The sequence below is a fragment of the Paenibacillus sp. p3-SID1389 genome (assembly GCF_025151705.1).
Lineage (GTDB): Bacteria > Bacillota > Bacilli > Paenibacillales > Paenibacillaceae > Fontibacillus > Fontibacillus phoenicis.
Genome location: NZ_JALXVO010000008.1, coordinates 64,441 through 79,398, shown reverse-complemented (window position 1 = coordinate 79,398; position 14,958 = coordinate 64,441). Strand labels below are relative to the sequence as shown.

The window sequence follows — 14,958 nt, the reverse complement described above, 5'->3', positions numbered from 1 at the left end:
GGAGAGGGTGACACCGATTGGGCATCAACTCATTCAAAAGCCGAGGAAGTCTGCTATAATAGGATGGATTAGTAGACCAATGTGACGGGGTGTTAGAATCATGAGAAAATATTTGGATTTGCTGGAGGATGTTCTGAAGAACGGAACGCCCAAAGAGGATCGGACCGGTGTCGGGACACGCTCGGTCTTCGGCCGGCAGCTGCGGTTTGACTTAAGCGAAGGCTTTCCGCTGGTAACGACCAAACGGATTCATTTGAAATCGGTGATCCACGAGCTGCTGTGGTTTTTGCGCGGCGATACGAATATCGCTTATCTGAAGGAACATGGCGTTCGGATTTGGGACGAGTGGGCGGATGAGAACGGCGACCTCGGCCCGGTGTATGGGTCGCAATGGCGCTCTTGGGAAGCCCCGGACGGCCGGAAAATCGATCAAATCGCGAACGTGGTGGAAGCGATCAAGAAAAATCCGGATTCTCGCCGCCACCTGGTAAGCGCCTGGAACGTAGCTGAGGTAGATCAAATGAAGCTGCCGCCATGCCATTTCGTTTTTCAATTTTATGTTGCAAACGGCAAGCTGTCTTGTATGCTGACGATGCGTTCGGTGGACACTTTCCTTGGCCTGCCGTTTAATATCGCTAGTTACGCGCTGCTCACCCACATGATCGCCCAGCAATGCGACCTTGAGGTTGGCGAGTTCATCTGGTCCGGCGGAGACGTGCATATTTACAACAACCATATCGAGCAGGTAAAAACCCAATTGGAACGCGAGCCTTATCCATTGCCAAAGCTGGTGATTAAACGGAAACCGGACTCGATCTTCGACTATAAATACGAGGATTTCGAATTTATCGATTACCAGTATCACCCGACGATCAAAGCAACGGTTGCTGTATAAAATTTACGGAGGATGGAGGGATCGATCGGGATGATCACGCTAATTTGGGCGATGTCCAGAAATGGGGTCATTGGCCGGAACAATCAGCTGCCCTGGAGGCTGCCGGCGGATCTAAAGTTTTTTAAAGCGAATACGACAGGAAAAACGATCGTGATGGGCCGCAAGACTTGGGAATCCATGGGCAGCAAGCCGCTTCCGAACCGGCACAGTGTCGTGATGACCGCGGATCCGTCCTACAAGGCGGAAGGCGCGGATGTCGTCCATTCCGTGGAGGAAGCGTTAACCTACGCGGAGCGGGGAGAACTGATGATTATCGGCGGTGCGGGCGTGTTCAAGCATTTCCTGCCGCTCGCGGATCGGCTGATCGTGACCCGAATCGAAGAGGATATCGAAGGGGACGTATTTTTCCCTGACTTCTCATGGGAAGATTTTGAATTAGTCCATGAGGAGCAGGGAGTACAGGACGAGAAGAATCCCTATGATTACCGCTTTCTCACTTATGAACGCCGCAAATGATGTGATAATAAGTACAAATTATCATATCATTAATCCATTAATAACATTCCCCCCGAATGCTAACATCAAGATACATTGATGACGGCGTATGAAAAGTTTTCGATCGCCCGTATGGGGTGACTCGCCGACTTTTTATATCATGTGACATGATAACGGATGGGGGAACTTGTGATGTCTACACCAACAGGATTTATGGAGTTCAAGCGCGAACTTCCCGGGGACCGGAGCCCGTCCGAACGGGTGAAGGATTGGGAAGAATTTCATAAACATATGTCTGAGGAGGATCTGCGCATCCAAGGCGCACGCTGCATGGACTGCGGCACGCCTTATTGCCACACGGGCATTGATATGGCCGGCGGGACAGCGGGATGCCCAGTACACAACTTGATTCCGGAGTGGAATAACCTGGTTTACCGTAATCTCTGGAAAGAAGCGCTGGACCGTTTGCACAAAACCAACAACTTCCCGGAATTTACGGGACGGGTTTGCCCTGCGCCTTGTGAAGGCTCCTGTACCGTAGGTCTGATCGGTGAGCCAGTCACGATCAAGACGATTGAACAGGCGATTATTGATAAAGGGTTCGAAGAAGGCTGGGTTGTTCCTGAACCTCCGGAGAAGCGGACAGGCCGTAGAGTAGCCATTGTCGGCTCCGGACCAGCCGGTCTTGCTTGTGCCGCTCAATTAAACAAAGCGGGCCATGAAGTGACGGTCTATGAGCGCGCAGACCGAATCGGCGGTCTCCTGGTGTACGGGATTCCGACGATGAAGCTGGATAAAGCGATTGTCCAGCGCCGCGTGGATTTGCTGGCTGCCGAGGGCGTGAAATTCGTTACGAACACGGAAATCGGCAAAGATATCAAAGCTAAGCAGCTTGTCGATGAATACGACGCTGTGGTGCTCTGCGGAGGGGCAACCAAACCACGTGAATTTAATATCGAAGGCAGCGATTTGAACGGGGTACATTATGCGATGCCCTTCTTGAACGGCACGATTAAGAGCTACCTGGATTCCGGATTAACCGACGGGAACTATTTGTCCGCGGAAGGGAAGGATGTTATCGTCATTGGAGGCGGGGACACCGGCTCTGACTGCGTAGCGACGGCGCTGCGCCACGGTTGCCGCAGTGTCACACAATTCGGTACCCACGCGAAAGCTCCGCTGGAACGGGATCCGATCAACAACCCTTGGCCGCAATTCCCGAACGTGTACACGCTCGATTATGCCCAAGAAGAAGCGAAAGCATTGTTTGGTAAAGATCCTCGGGAATTCTCGATCATGACGACAAAATTTGTCGGCGACGAAAACGGCAACCTGAAGGAACTGCACACCGTGCAAATTCAGCGGATTGTCGACGAGACCGGACGCAAAATCTACAAGCCGATTCCGGGAACCGAGCGCGTCTTCCCAGCGCAACTGGCGCTGATTGCGATCGGGTTTGACGGTCCGGAATCGACGATCGCGGATGAGCTGGGACTCGAGAGAGATCGCCGTACGAACGTGAAGGCGAAATACGGTCAATTCAAAACCAATGTCGAGAAAGTGTTTGCGGCTGGCGATATGCGCCGGGGCCAAAGCTTGGTCGTTTGGGCGATCAATGAAGGCAGAGCGGCGGCACGTGAAGTGGATAAATATCTGATGGGTTCGACGGTGCTGGTATAATCCCGCTTACGAACCACAACATTTTGACAGGACGATCCTGGGTCAATATGCTATAATAGGTACTAGCTTACTAGAGCTGCGCGTAGCGCGGCTCTTTTTTAGATTTAAGAGACAGAGGAAGAGGGGCCCTTAAGCATGAAAACGCTCGTAATAGCCGAAAAACCGGATATGGGACGGACGATCGCCGCCGTGATTGAGCCGAAGGCGAAAAACAACCGATCCTACCTGGAGGGAGAGCGCTACATCATTACTTGGGCGATAGGCCATTTGTTAGGATTGGCCGAACCGGATGCCTATGATGAAAAATACAAACGCTGGAATTTCAACGACCTGCCGATTCTGCCGGATCGGTTCAAGATTGTGCCGAATCCGCGCACGAAGGATCAGTTGAAAACCATCGGCGAGCTCGCGAAACGCTGCAATATGATCGTTAATGCGTGCGATGCCGCCCGCGAAGGACAGTACATATTTGCGTTGATCCAGCAGCAGTTAAAGTTAACCCAGCCCGTCAAGCGGTTATGGATTTCTGACTTGACCAATGAGAGTATCGCCAAAGGGTTTGCCGAGCTGCATGATGCGTCCGAGTTCGAGAACCTAACGCAGGCCGCGCGGGCGCGCAGCGAAGCAGATTGGCTGATCGGGATGAACGCGACGCGTGCGTTTACGACCAAACATCGGGAGCTGCTGTCCGTTGGACGGGTACAAACTCCGGTGCTGGCGCTGATTTACGACCGGCAGAAGGAAATCGAGAACTTTGATTCCCTGACCTACTATGAGATCAAAGCGGAATTTGAGCAGGATACCCGGAAGTATACCGGCAGCTGGCAGGGGGACCGGATGACGGATAAGGAGAAGGCTGAGGCCATTGCCACGAAGGTTCGCGGGAAGGAAGGGCGGATCACCGAATACGAAGTGAAAGAAACGAAGGAGTATCCGTATAAGCTGTACGATTTGACGTTGCTGCAGCGGGAAGCGAATGCCAAGTTCGGCTATTCCGCCAAGAAGACACTGGATATCGCCCAGGCGCTTTATGAACGCCATAAGGTGATCTCCTATCCGCGGACAAGCTCCAACTATGTGACCGAGCAAAATATCGACGGGATGCATAAGGTGCTGCACATGCTGAAATCGTCGAGCTACAAGGAACTGGCGGAAGGCGGTCGTCCGAATCTGGTGCATGTCGGCAACAAGGCCGTGTGCAATCCGTCTCGGGTGGAGGACCACCATGCAATCCTGCCGACGCTTCGGCGTCCAGGCACGTTAAGCAAAGAGGAGCAGAACATCTACGATCTCGTGATCCGTCGCTTCCTGTCCCATTTCTATCCGGCGGCGGAGTATAAGCAACATACCGTGCTGACTGAAGTGGAAGGCGAAACGTTTAAAACCAACGTGAAGGAGCTGCTGTCGCTGGGGTGGAAGGTATGTCTTCCTGGCGATGACGGAGCCAAAGCCGGAAAAGGACGCGGCAAGAAGAAGGACGAGGAGGACGAAACCGAAGAGCTGATCAGCGAGCCGTTCGAGATCGACCGTAACCGTCCGGTGCAATGCACAGGCGCTGAAGCAAAGGAGAAGGCAACCCAGCCGCCAAAGCATTATACCGAAGGTACGCTGCTTAAAGCGATGGAAAGCGCCGGGAAGAACCTGGAGAACGAGGAGCTGCGCGAAGCGATGAAGGATGCCGGACTCGGCACTCCAGCCACCCGGGCGGCGACAATTGAGCGGTTAAAGAACGTCGGATACATTACGATGCAAGGGAAAAAGATTACGGTGACGCAAAAAGGCCGGACCGCCGTAGAGCTGATCCGCCGCGCCGGCGTCGAGCTGCTGACCTCGCCGGAGATGACGGGGCAATGGGAGCGCCGATTATATCAGATTTCCAAGGGGGAAGCGGCGCGGGAGCAGTTTATGGAGAACGTGCGCCGATTCACCATATCGATAATCGAGAAGGTGCGAACGCAGCAAAAAGCGGACGCCTCCATGTTCGCGACGGCCGAGACGGAGAAGGGCAACCGGCGCGGAAGCCGAAGCAGCAGCGGCGGTAAAACGGGACGATCCGCCGCCGCTTCGGGGGCGAGTGAGCGCCGCACAGCCCAAGCCGCCGCGAAGCAGTTGCCGGCAGGCAGCCTGCAACCGCTGGCGCCCTGCCCGCGCGAAGGCTGCGGCGGTCAAATCATCGAAGGCCGCAAGGGCTATGGCTGCACGCATTACAAGCAGGGCTGCGGCTTCGTCATCTGGAAGGAGTTCGGCGGCAAGAAAATCTCGCCGGCCATGTTAAACGCGCTCTTGACGAAAGGCCAAACCCAGCTGTTATCCTTCAAACGCGAGGGGGGCGAGGTAAAAGCCCGCATCTCCTTGGTCGATCGCACGACCGGCAAGCTGGAGCTGATGGAGGCGGAGCCTTCCCGAACTTAAGTGAAACGAACAAAACGGACCTCTATAGGGTCCGTTTTTGCCGTTGGGTTTGATGAATATGGTTAAAGATTACACGGGGAACTTCTACCAACGAAGTGACGGTGTGCATTTCCGAATCCCCGTCATGCTGGAGCTCCACGATATTGTACAGCCACTCATTAGGGATTTTGATGTAAATCGCCTTAATCCCGGCGGAAAGGGCCGGCATGACATCCGTCCGCAGGCTGTTGCCGATCATCCAGGTTCGGGAACGATCAAACCGCCGCGACTGGAGAATCTCCTCTAAAGCTTTCGCATTTTTGTGCTGACGAATGTAGATCCGATCCTGAAAATACTCGGCGAGCCGCATCTGCTCGATTTTACGTTGTTGGATCACAGTGTCGCCGCCGGTGTACAAGTGCAGCTCATGGCCTTGGCTGCGAAGCAGATTTAAGGTTTCGACCATACCGGGATACGGTTCGATGGGCTGCTCATAGACGCTGAGCCCCAGCTTCATCAGACGCTCCTCTTCTTCTGGAAGAGCCTTCCGTCCCGTAACTCTAGCGTAATATCGGTAGGTGTCCACCAACGATTCGGGAAAATGCGAGCTGGCAAACCCGATTTGATGAACCCCGGCAACATCGATTTCCGTTTGTTTCTCCCGGATCTCTTTCGTCGAGATGCCATACGTCTTAAACCAATCGGTCATCAGGTCAGCGAATTGATCCAGGATCAGATCAAAATATTTATTGCAATGGATCAAGGTATCATCTAAATCAAAAATAACTTGTTGAGTCGAGGGTGTTTTCATTTCTCACGGGTCACTCCTTATCCAAGACACGCTTGTCTCTACGTATAGCTCTATCCTAACACAAGCGGAAGCGTCCCGCCAAAGCAGACTGCCCTACGATAAAATCAAACTACAGCCGAATATAGGATTCCAGGAACATTTGGAGCTCCGCCGCCCCGTCCGGACGGATACTGAACTTCTCCGTATCCTGGGCGAGCAGATGGATGCGCAGCAAGCCAGCGACCCGCAGACGCATCAAGTCGTGCATCAACTGATCTTTAGGTTCCCCTAGATCCTTCAGCATATCTTGCATCGATTTAGGCTCATCGGCAACGTAGCGGAGGAGGCGCAACCGCTGCGGTTCGGCCAGGGCCCGGGTCAGACGTTTTAATACCATCGGCGGCTCATCCTCATCGAGCTCTGGAATATCGAGCGGGTATTGGATGAACAGCACGTTTTCGTAGAAGACGTATGTATTAATCGGCCGAAAATGGATCGATGGGGTTAACACGACCAAGGAGATTGGCTTCAAAGGCTCCAACACCAACCCGCCGGAGGCGTATTCGATCAGCGCGTCGGTGTCCATCTTTTGCAGCAGCGTATGCTTCTCGGCTGCATCTTCCTCCAGCAACGGGAGGAATTGATTCTTGATGGAAGCCATATAAAGCCGGTGCCAGCATTTCAGCAACGGGATATAGCTGCTTTGAATCCGTTCGATTGTCTCACTACTCACAGTGGGAATGTAGGATTTAGTACGGTCGTAAAGGGACACGACAGAGCTTTCCGCGATGTCGTTCAGAAATTGCGGGATATCCACCGCACCGTTTCGCTCCAAGGCCCAAACGTACAAGACGTCATAGTCTGTGAACGGGTACTTGGCCGCCTCGGCAAATTGTTGCCGCTCCTCCGGCGCGAGGCGGGCGTCAACCTCGGCAATCCATTCCAGGCCGACATCGAGATTATTCACCCATTTTTGTGTCGTATATATCATAAAGCTGCTGATCAGTTCGTAGACCAAAGAATGGTCCACTTTCACGTCATAGGCCATGATTGAACTAACCTCCCAAAGAACTTTGCATTCAGATTCATTATGGCTTGTTCGGTAGTGGATTGTCTACTATAATGTTAAAGGATTATTCGGAAAATATCATTTGGGGAAAAGTCGTCAACATATTGACGATTTTTCTTTGTTTTTTAAGGAGTGTTTTCATTTTGGAAAGCTCGATCAGAAGGACCCATCGTGTATTTACCCCAACCTTTATTCTGATCTCTGTCATTATTATCGCGGGGCTCAGTCAAGGGCTGCTGCTGCCGGTGTTGTCCATATTTATGGAAGAAAGGGGGATCTCCTCCTCCGTAAATGGGCTGCATGCTGCAGCCCTTTATGTCGGATCGTTTGCCATGTCGCTGGTGGCGGAGAAGCTGCTGCGTCGCACCGGGTTTAAGCTCTTGCTGCTGAGCGGCGTCGTCCTCGTTATGCTCGCTTTGCCGGTGTTTCCGCTGGTATCGGATTTACGGCTGTGGTTCATCCTGAGATTGCTTGTCGGGATCGGGGATAGTGCGATTCATTTTACCTCGCAGCTCTGGATCATTCTTGTATCGCCGCAGGACAAAAGAGGCCGGAACATCTCCTTGTACGGGATGTCATACGGGCTTGGCTTCAGCATTGGACCGCTGGGCATCCGGCTGCTGGAATACGGGCAGGCTGTTCCGTTCGTTTTGCTGGCGATCCTGTTCCTCACCATCGTGATCCTAGCCGCCTTGTATTTGCCGGATCGTGCGCCGGAACCAGTTCGTCAGGAGGAAGCCGGTGCTCCGCGCAAGGTTCCGCAAATCTACCGGCTGGCATGGTTCGCACTGCTGCCTGCCTTGCTTTACGGATATATGGAAGCCTCCATGAACAGCAACTTTCCGATTTACGGCTTACGTTCGGGGCTTAGCGCTGCGGATATCGCGGCATTGCTGCCGTTCTTTGGCATCGGCGGCCTGATTCTTCAGCTCCCGCTTGGCATCCTAAGCGACCGGTTCGGCCGCAAAAAAGTGCTGATGACCGCAGGACTCACCGGTGGACTCCTGTTTCTGGCTGTTCCATTGGCTGGGAGTCATTTTATGGCGTTGCTTCTATTGTTCATGGGCGCAGGCGGCTTGGTGGGTTCGTTCTTCTCGCTGGGCCTGGCGTATGCCGCGGATTTGCTTCCGCGTCATTTACTTCCGGTCGCTAATGTGATTGCTTCCTTTCATTTTAACTTTGGCAGCATCATCGGCCCGAACCTCGGTGGAGCGGCCATGCAGCTAGGCGCGGCTCCGATGTTATTCATCCTTCTGGGCTCGGCTTATCTGTTGTTTTCCGCATCCGGGCTGGTATTCCGGCCGGAGCTTTACAAAAAAAGCGTAAATATGAACAGGCTGTAATGGATTTTCGTTGATTTTTCCAATACACTAAAGGGTAAGAAAGGGTATTGCAAATTTCATGTTAGTTCAAAAAAGGTGAACAACAACTTTGAGTACCTCTTAATCGTAAAAGGAGAAATCGGACATGATCAGAGTCAACCACTTGCAGAAATCGGTGGATGGAAATAAGAAGAAGGTGCTTCGCGATATTACCGTCCAGTTTGGTGCAGGGGAAATGATTGGCGTTGTCGGGGCAAGCGGCAGCGGCAAAAGCATGCTCCTTCGTTGCTTGGCGCTGCGTGAACGCTGGAATCGGGGCGATTATACATGGAACGGGGACAAAGTGATTGAAGGCGGCGGACGCGGCTCACAGAAATATCGCTCCCAATGCGCTTATCTCGAACAGAACCCCTCCTTGTATCCGGAGAAAACCGCGCTAAAAAATGTCCTGATCGGACAAGTGGGACAAACTCCGCTTCTTCGCCGGCTGACCGGGATGGTACGGTCGGACGATTACATGGGCGCGATGGACGAGCTGGAGAAATACGGCCTGCTGGACAAAGCCCACGTCAAAGCCGGTAAGCTGAGCGGCGGTGAGCGCCAACGTGTGGCCATCTGCCGGGCGCTGGTTCACGGAGCTAGCTTCCTGGCTGCGGACGAGCCGGTAATCGGGCTGGACCCTAAGTCGGCGGAACGCGTGCTGGAAACGTTAAAGGAGCTTTGCACGCAACAAAATAAGATCGTCATTACGGCGTTGCCGCTGGAATTGGCGGAGCGTTACTGCAGCCGGATCTGGGGACTTTCTGAAGGAAAGATCAAGCTTGACGTGTCCGGACGGCGGCTCTCGATGGAAGAGAAACGCCTGATTGATCTGGTATGAAACGAGTGATGAGCATGTTGACTAAGAGGGGATTATCCGCTTGGGCTGGAGCTTGCCTGCTTCTGATCCTAAGCGGCTGCAGCGTGATCAGCGATCCGAAATCCTTGATGCAAACGCCGCAGCTCTCCACCGACCGTGCATCGCTAATCAGCGTCATTAAGGCCGAGCTGAAAGGCGGAGAGATCGTCTCGCCGCGGGACGTCCGCAATATCAGCTCTATTCGCACGCCTGACCTGAACAACGACGGGATCAAGGAGGCGGTGGTCTTCTATGAGACGCCGGATGAAGCGGTGCGGATCCACGGGATGATTTTAGAGCATCAGGGGAACTCCTGGGTGCTGAAGGTACGTTTTGATGGCGAAGGTCAGGTCCTTGAAACGTTTGATCTGCTGGACTTAAACGGCGACGGCAATCTGGAGATTATCGCTGGCTTCTCCAGCGGCTCCGATGAGCTGCAAAAAGGATTAACCGTATATACTTATAACGGCAGCGAAGTCGAGAAGGCGATCGCGTTGCCGTACAATTATTTTATGGTGGACGATCTGAATCAGGATAACATTCCGGATATCACGGTTGTGAACTTAAAACGCGAGCAGTATACAACGGTTACAACGTATCAATATGACGGATCTTTTAAGGAATTAAGCCATCTGGAACTCGACGATCCGATCAGCGAGTATTATAATGCGGTCAGCGGTAACATTACGCCCAACCTAAAAGGGATTATTCTTGACGCAACGGTGGGAACCCATTCCGCCTTCTCGACGGTGATCGTGATGAAGGATGGGGAGCTCGTCAACCTGCTGCCTTCACAGGATATGACGCTCAAAGGGTATCCGATTCTCAGCGGTGACGTCAATAATGATGGGTTGCTGGAAATCGGTATGCTGGAGAAGCCCAAAGGCTGGGAGTATATTTCATTTGATGAAATTCCATGGCTGTTCTCCTATTACCAGTGGGATGAGAACGAAGGCCTCAAATTCGTCATGCAGCAATATATGGATATGGCTGGACGTTTCTACTTCAACTTCCCGAAAGAATGGCAAGGCAATGTGACGATCGATACGAAATCCGACAAAAATGAGCACCTAATCTTCGTCAAGATCGATACGAATGAGCCTGTGGCGGAAATCCGCTTCTTTACGCTGTCGGAATGGGAGCGCAATAAAGGGGATTGGGAGCTGCTTGCACGGGATGCCGATAAGGTCATCGGGTTCCTCAGCCATACAGATTTAAAAGTCAATAAAGGCGAGACGGAAATTAAACGTTAAGCCGTTTTTTGAAAGAGGGGGCAACCAAATTGAGCAAAGTGCTGATTTTGGAGGACGAAGAGTCCATCCGGAGTTTTATCGTCATTAACTTGAAACGAAACGGCTTCGATGTGCTTGAAGCGGCGGACGGCACCGAAGCGTTAAGCAAGCTGCAAAGCGTTCCGGACATTGACATCGCGCTCCTCGACGTGATGGTGCCGGGGATTGACGGCTTTGAGGTGTGCCGGCGGATCCGCGAAACGAATGAACGGATCGGGATTATTTTCCTCACGGCCAAAGTGCAGGAGCAGGATAAGGTCTATGCGTTGTCCGTTGGGGCGGATGATCATGTCAGCAAGCCGTTTAGCCCAACCGAGCTGATCGCCCGCATTCAGTCTCTGCTGCGCCGGGTCAATGTCTACCGCGAGAGCAGTGCGAAGGTGACGTTTACGTCCGGACCGTTTACGCTGGATTTGATCTCCAAGCAATTTAAGAAGAACGGGCGGCTGATTGAGCTGACCCCAACGGAGTTTTCGTTGATTCAGTTCTTCCTGGAGAAGGAGAATACCCCGCTGAGCCGTGATGTACTTTTGGATCACGTCTGGGGTAAGGAATATATGGGCGATCCAAAGATCGTGGATGTGAATATTCGCCGTTTGCGGCAGAAGATTGAAACGAACCCGTCCGAACCGGCTTTCCTGCAAACCGTGTGGGGGCACGGTTATAAGTGGAAAGGCGAGGGACAATGATCAAGAAAGGGATTGGACGGCAAATCGTCTTACACTATTTCATCGTTGTATTCGTAACCTTGTTTATGGTCGAGGTTATTTTCACGTTGGCCATTCGCATGTATTATTACGATACGATCTATAATCACATGTCCAATCACTCGATGTGGGCTTCGGACTACTTCCAGAAATTCGTCCGGTTGAATACGGAGGGGGATCCGGATTATTTTACGGAAATGCTCCGCACCTTTGAGCTGGATAATACCGAGCTGATGATTCTGGATCGCAACGGCGAGGTCAAGGCAAGCACCAATCCGTTTCAAGCCGACAAAGCGATTCAGACCAGCGATGTTCCGCAAGCGTTAGCCGGGAACGTCGGCAAATGGATCGGGCGGCAGCCGGCGACCGGTGAGCTGGTGATGGCCGTTTCAAGGCCGCTGCAGATCCAAGGACATACGCAATACATCGTCCGCTACGTCACCTCGATGGAGTCAGTAAATTCCAAGCTGCTGAACTTGACCTTTATGTCGATTGCGGTTTCGGTGGCCGTATTGGCCATCGTTACGCTGTTTAGCATCGGATTGGCGAACTCGATCGTTAAGCCCATTAATAATATTCGCGACGTATCGGCGCAAATGGCCAGAGGGAAATTCGATGCGCGAATCAAAGGCAATTACCGTTATGAGCTCGGTGAGCTGGCGGCTACCTTAAACTATATGGCCGAAGAGATCGTCCGCAGCAATCAGATCAAGGATGATTTTATCTCATCGATTTCACACGAGCTGCGCACGCCGCTGACCGGGATTAAGGGCTGGAGCGAGACGTTAACCTCCGGCGGCTTCGATCCTGAGGAGACGAAGATTGGGATAGGGATTATCGCGAAAGAAACCGATCGCTTGATTGGACTTGTCGAGGAAATCCTTGATTTCTCGAAGCTGCAATCCAACGAGATGAAGCTGGTGATCGGAGAGGTGAACCTCAAAGAACTGCTTCAGGAGACGATGCTCAACGTCTGGGCAAAGGCGGAACAGAAGCATATTCAGTTGAAGCTCGAGGATAAAACCGACGGCACCGCCATTGTCAGCGGGGACGGCAACCGTCTGAAGCAAGTGTTCTTGAACGTGGTGGACAATGCGATCAAGTTTTCCCATGAACAAAGCTGGATTCATCTGGTCATCGACCATCTGGATGCGGAACGTGTGAAAGTGGATGTCATCGATTCGGGGATTGGCATTAGCGAGGAGTATTTAAACAAAGTGAAAGATCGTTTCTTCCAGGTGAATCACCAGGGCGGCGGTACCGGGCTGGGACTCGCAATCAGTCAGCAGTTGGTTGAGCTGCATCATGGGGAAATGGAAATTCAGAGCGAGCTTGGCGTTGGGACGACCGTCTCTGTGATCTTGCCGCTGTTAAGCGACACCCAAAGGGAAGAAGCTGCAGCCGAAACGGAGACAAAGCCTCAATAGAGAGAGAATAAATAGAGATTAGAAATTCATGGAGAGAAGGGAACCTACTTTGGAGCAGCTCATCGATAAACTTGAAACGGCTCAGGAAACGCTTGACGTCTTACTGGCAGGCGAAGATGATTTGGAGACGGTGCGGCAGGTCCTGGTAGAAGCCGCGACTTGGATGCAAGAAAATGGCGTGAATCAGTGGAATCCGCAGCAATTTACACCGGAGCTGATTCGGTCATATTTTGAAGATCGTGAAATTTACCTGCTGCAGGAGTCAGGCGAACCGGTGGCCTTGTTTACGCTGCAGGATTCAGATCCCGATTATTGGGGCGAGCTGAACGTTCCCGGTTACAGTTACCTGCACCGGCTCACGATCCGTTTGGCTTACCGCGGTCGCGGGCTGAGCAGTGAAATTCTACGTTATGCTGCTAAACGTTCCAAGGCGCTGGGACGTCCCGGCATACGGCTTGACTGCTGGAACCAGAACCAGAAGCTTACTCAGTTATACGAGGGCTTAGGGTATCAGCTCCAAGGAACGGGCAGCAATAACGGACGCGAATTCAATTTATATCAGCTGGACGCTGATTTATATGCACAAGTTTAACACCGATTAAAAGCACATACAGAACCGAAAGGGACCGCCTCGAAAGATCATCCATGGATTCTTTCGAAGCGGCCCCTTTTTGGTTAGGAGAGCAAGCCTTCGGCCCGAAGCCGAGGGGCGTTATCGTACACTTCCTGAAGCAAGCGGGAGGGCTGAGGTCGGCTTACCGGTTTGGCATACACGGTTTCGTAAGGGGCCACAACGCTGATATCTCCAGGCTCCGCTTTGATGACAGTACCGTCTTTGATGATGGCGCCTTCACCGATAATCGCCCGCTCGATCACGACGTTACGGCCGATTTTCGCGCCCGGCATAATGACGCTGTCATTGATTCGGGAGTACCGGCCAATTTCCGTGCCGGCGAAAATAACCGAACGTTCTACATATCCTTCGAGTGAACAGTGATCATGGATGAGGGAGGAAGGGAAGTGGGTGTGACGTTTTTTAACCCATCCTTGCATGAGCGGCCGTTCTCGGGTAAACATCGGCCAATCCTCACGATGAAGCTTCCATTCGGAGGACTCAACCAGCAAATCCATATGTGCTTCCCATAGACTTTGAACCGTTCCTACGTCCCGCCAATACCCTTTAAATTCATACGCGTGCAGCGGCTCGCTGCCTGCCAACATTTTCGGGATTAAGTCCTTGCCAAAATCATGGCTGGAGTTCGGATTGGCTGCATCTTCCTCGAGCTGTCGCTTTAAGAACTCCCAATCAAACAAATAGATACCCATCGAGGCGAGATTACTAGTGGGCTGCGCCGGCTTCTCCTCGAACTCGGTAATGCGGTTGTGCTCATCCTTCGTCATGATGCCAAAGCGATGGGCTTCTTCCCAGGGTACCGGCATGACCGAAATCGTTGCTTTCGCCTGGTGACTGAGATGGAAATCCAACATGTGACGGTAGTCCATATGGTAAATATGGTCTCCAGAAAGGATCAGGACGTATTTGGGCGAATGACCATCGACAAATGCCATGTTCTTGTATATGGCGTCCGCCGTTCCCGTATATTCCTCAACGCCTTCCCGATACGCTGGCAGCAAAGTAATCCCGCCATTCTCGGAGTGCTTCAGCTTCCATGGTTCTCCTTCGCCAATATGCTCATGGAGCGAAGCCGCTTCATATTGCGTCAAAACCCCAATCGTATCAATTCCGGAGTTGACGCAGTTGCTGAGAGGAAAATCGATGATCCGGTAATGTCCGCCAAAATGCACGGCCGGTTTCGCCTGCTTGGTGGTCAGCGGAGATAATCGTCGCCCCTCTCCGCCGGCAAGAAGCATTGCAATACAGTCCTTTTTCCTCATTTCATTTCCCTCCCGCATGTTTTGGTCTGTGAGGCACATACATTAGGATATAATGTAGATGGAATAAATTATGGAAAATATCCGAAAGTATTACAC

Annotated in this window: 13 protein-coding genes; 10 read left to right on the top strand and 3 right to left on the bottom strand. The window is 52.3% G+C overall.

What is annotated here, in order from left to right; all coding sequences use genetic code 11:
- Positions 1 to 100 precede the first annotated feature (100 nt).
- From thyA to M3G15_RS05390, 4 genes are all read left to right on the top strand, one after another.
- On the top strand, positions 101 to 895 hold the full coding sequence (gene thyA / locus M3G15_RS05405; RefSeq protein WP_009226175.1) for a thymidylate synthase: 795 nt from the start codon (positions 101 to 103) through the stop codon (positions 893 to 895).
- A gap of 30 nt (positions 896 to 925) precedes the next feature.
- Entirely contained in the window at positions 926 to 1,411 is a 486-nt protein-coding gene (locus M3G15_RS05400; RefSeq protein WP_009226174.1) for a dihydrofolate reductase, read from the top strand.
- A 171-nt stretch (positions 1,412 to 1,582) separates the two neighbouring features.
- A complete protein-coding gene (locus M3G15_RS05395) occupies positions 1,583 to 3,070 on the top strand; it encodes a glutamate synthase subunit beta (protein WP_260070302.1) in 1,488 nt (495 codons plus the stop codon).
- A gap of 135 nt (positions 3,071 to 3,205) precedes the next feature.
- Positions 3,206 to 5,482, top strand: a complete 2,277-nt coding sequence (locus M3G15_RS05390) for a type IA DNA topoisomerase (protein WP_260070301.1) — start codon at positions 3,206 to 3,208, stop codon at positions 5,480 to 5,482.
- Positions 5,483 to 5,504: 22 nt separating this feature from the next.
- On the opposite strand, the gene M3G15_RS05385 is transcribed toward M3G15_RS05390, so the two are convergent.
- Both M3G15_RS05385 and M3G15_RS05380 read right to left on the bottom strand, forming a co-directional pair.
- Complete coding sequence (locus M3G15_RS05385) at positions 5,505 to 6,272, bottom strand: HAD family hydrolase (protein ID WP_009226171.1); 768 nt, start codon at positions 6,270 to 6,272, stop codon at positions 5,505 to 5,507.
- A gap of 109 nt (positions 6,273 to 6,381) precedes the next feature.
- On the bottom strand, positions 6,382 to 7,299 hold the full coding sequence (locus tag M3G15_RS05380; protein ID WP_009226170.1) for a helix-turn-helix domain-containing protein: 918 nt from the start codon (positions 7,297 to 7,299) through the stop codon (positions 6,382 to 6,384).
- 74 nt (positions 7,300 to 7,373) lie between these two features.
- Between M3G15_RS05380 and M3G15_RS05375 the strand changes: the two genes are divergently transcribed.
- From M3G15_RS05375 to M3G15_RS05350, 6 genes are all read left to right on the top strand, one after another.
- The gene (locus M3G15_RS05375; protein WP_009226169.1) at positions 7,374 to 8,663 is read left to right on the top strand and encodes an MFS transporter; all 1,290 of its coding nucleotides are present in this window, start codon (positions 7,374 to 7,376) and stop codon (positions 8,661 to 8,663) included.
- Positions 8,664 to 8,787: 124 nt separating this feature from the next.
- Positions 8,788 to 9,522: a phosphonate ABC transporter ATP-binding protein gene (locus tag M3G15_RS05370; protein WP_260070300.1), complete on the top strand. Its 735-nt coding sequence runs from the start codon at positions 8,788 to 8,790 to the stop codon at positions 9,520 to 9,522.
- 14 nt (positions 9,523 to 9,536) lie between these two features.
- On the top strand, positions 9,537 to 10,793 hold the full coding sequence (locus M3G15_RS05365) for a hypothetical protein (RefSeq protein WP_260070299.1): 1,257 nt from the start codon (positions 9,537 to 9,539) through the stop codon (positions 10,791 to 10,793).
- 29 nt (positions 10,794 to 10,822) lie between these two features.
- On the top strand, positions 10,823 to 11,521 hold the full coding sequence (locus M3G15_RS05360) for a response regulator transcription factor (RefSeq protein WP_260070298.1): 699 nt from the start codon (positions 10,823 to 10,825) through the stop codon (positions 11,519 to 11,521).
- Positions 11,518 to 12,966, top strand: coding sequence for a sensor histidine kinase (locus tag M3G15_RS05355; RefSeq protein WP_260070297.1), 1,449 nt, complete (start codon positions 11,518 to 11,520; stop codon positions 12,964 to 12,966). The genes M3G15_RS05360 and M3G15_RS05355 overlap by 4 nt, the downstream gene beginning before the upstream one ends.
- Positions 12,967 to 12,994: 28 nt before the next feature.
- The gene (locus tag M3G15_RS05350) at positions 12,995 to 13,558 is read left to right on the top strand and encodes a GNAT family N-acetyltransferase (protein ID WP_260070296.1); all 564 of its coding nucleotides are present in this window, start codon (positions 12,995 to 12,997) and stop codon (positions 13,556 to 13,558) included.
- 83 nt (positions 13,559 to 13,641) lie between these two features.
- Here the strand turns inward: M3G15_RS05350 and M3G15_RS05345 are convergent, their stop codons facing one another.
- The gene (locus M3G15_RS05345; protein WP_260070295.1) at positions 13,642 to 14,862 is read right to left on the bottom strand and encodes a glucose-1-phosphate adenylyltransferase; all 1,221 of its coding nucleotides are present in this window, start codon (positions 14,860 to 14,862) and stop codon (positions 13,642 to 13,644) included.
- Between the last annotated feature and the right edge of the window lie 96 nt (positions 14,863 to 14,958).

What these genes read in the sequence shown, in the direction of transcription:
- M3G15_RS05390 (WP_260070301.1), top strand. Translation starts at nt 3,206, where the DNA reads ATGAAAACGCTCGTAATAGCCGAAAAACCGGATATGGGACGGACGATC.
- M3G15_RS05365 (WP_260070299.1), top strand. Translation starts at nt 9,537, where the DNA reads ATGTTGACTAAGAGGGGATTATCCGCTTGGGCTGGAGCTTGCCTGCTT.
- M3G15_RS05345 (WP_260070295.1), bottom strand. Translation starts at nt 14,862, where the DNA reads ATGAGGAAAAAGGACTGTATTGCAATGCTTCTTGCCGGCGGAGAGGGG.
- M3G15_RS05375 (WP_009226169.1), top strand. Translation starts at nt 7,374, where the DNA reads ATGTTAAAGGATTATTCGGAAAATATCATTTGGGGAAAAGTCGTCAAC.
- M3G15_RS05380 (WP_009226170.1), bottom strand. Translation starts at nt 7,299, where the DNA reads ATGGCCTATGACGTGAAAGTGGACCATTCTTTGGTCTACGAACTGATC.
- M3G15_RS05395 (WP_260070302.1), top strand. Translation starts at nt 1,583, where the DNA reads ATGTCTACACCAACAGGATTTATGGAGTTCAAGCGCGAACTTCCCGGG.
- thyA (WP_009226175.1), top strand. Translation starts at nt 101, where the DNA reads ATGAGAAAATATTTGGATTTGCTGGAGGATGTTCTGAAGAACGGAACG.
- M3G15_RS05400 (WP_009226174.1), top strand. Translation starts at nt 926, where the DNA reads ATGATCACGCTAATTTGGGCGATGTCCAGAAATGGGGTCATTGGCCGG.
- M3G15_RS05385 (WP_009226171.1), bottom strand. Translation starts at nt 6,272, where the DNA reads ATGAAAACACCCTCGACTCAACAAGTTATTTTTGATTTAGATGATACC.
- M3G15_RS05370 (WP_260070300.1), top strand. Translation starts at nt 8,788, where the DNA reads ATGATCAGAGTCAACCACTTGCAGAAATCGGTGGATGGAAATAAGAAG.
- M3G15_RS05355 (WP_260070297.1), top strand. Translation starts at nt 11,518, where the DNA reads ATGATCAAGAAAGGGATTGGACGGCAAATCGTCTTACACTATTTCATC.
- M3G15_RS05350 (WP_260070296.1), top strand. Translation starts at nt 12,995, where the DNA reads ATGGAGAGAAGGGAACCTACTTTGGAGCAGCTCATCGATAAACTTGAA.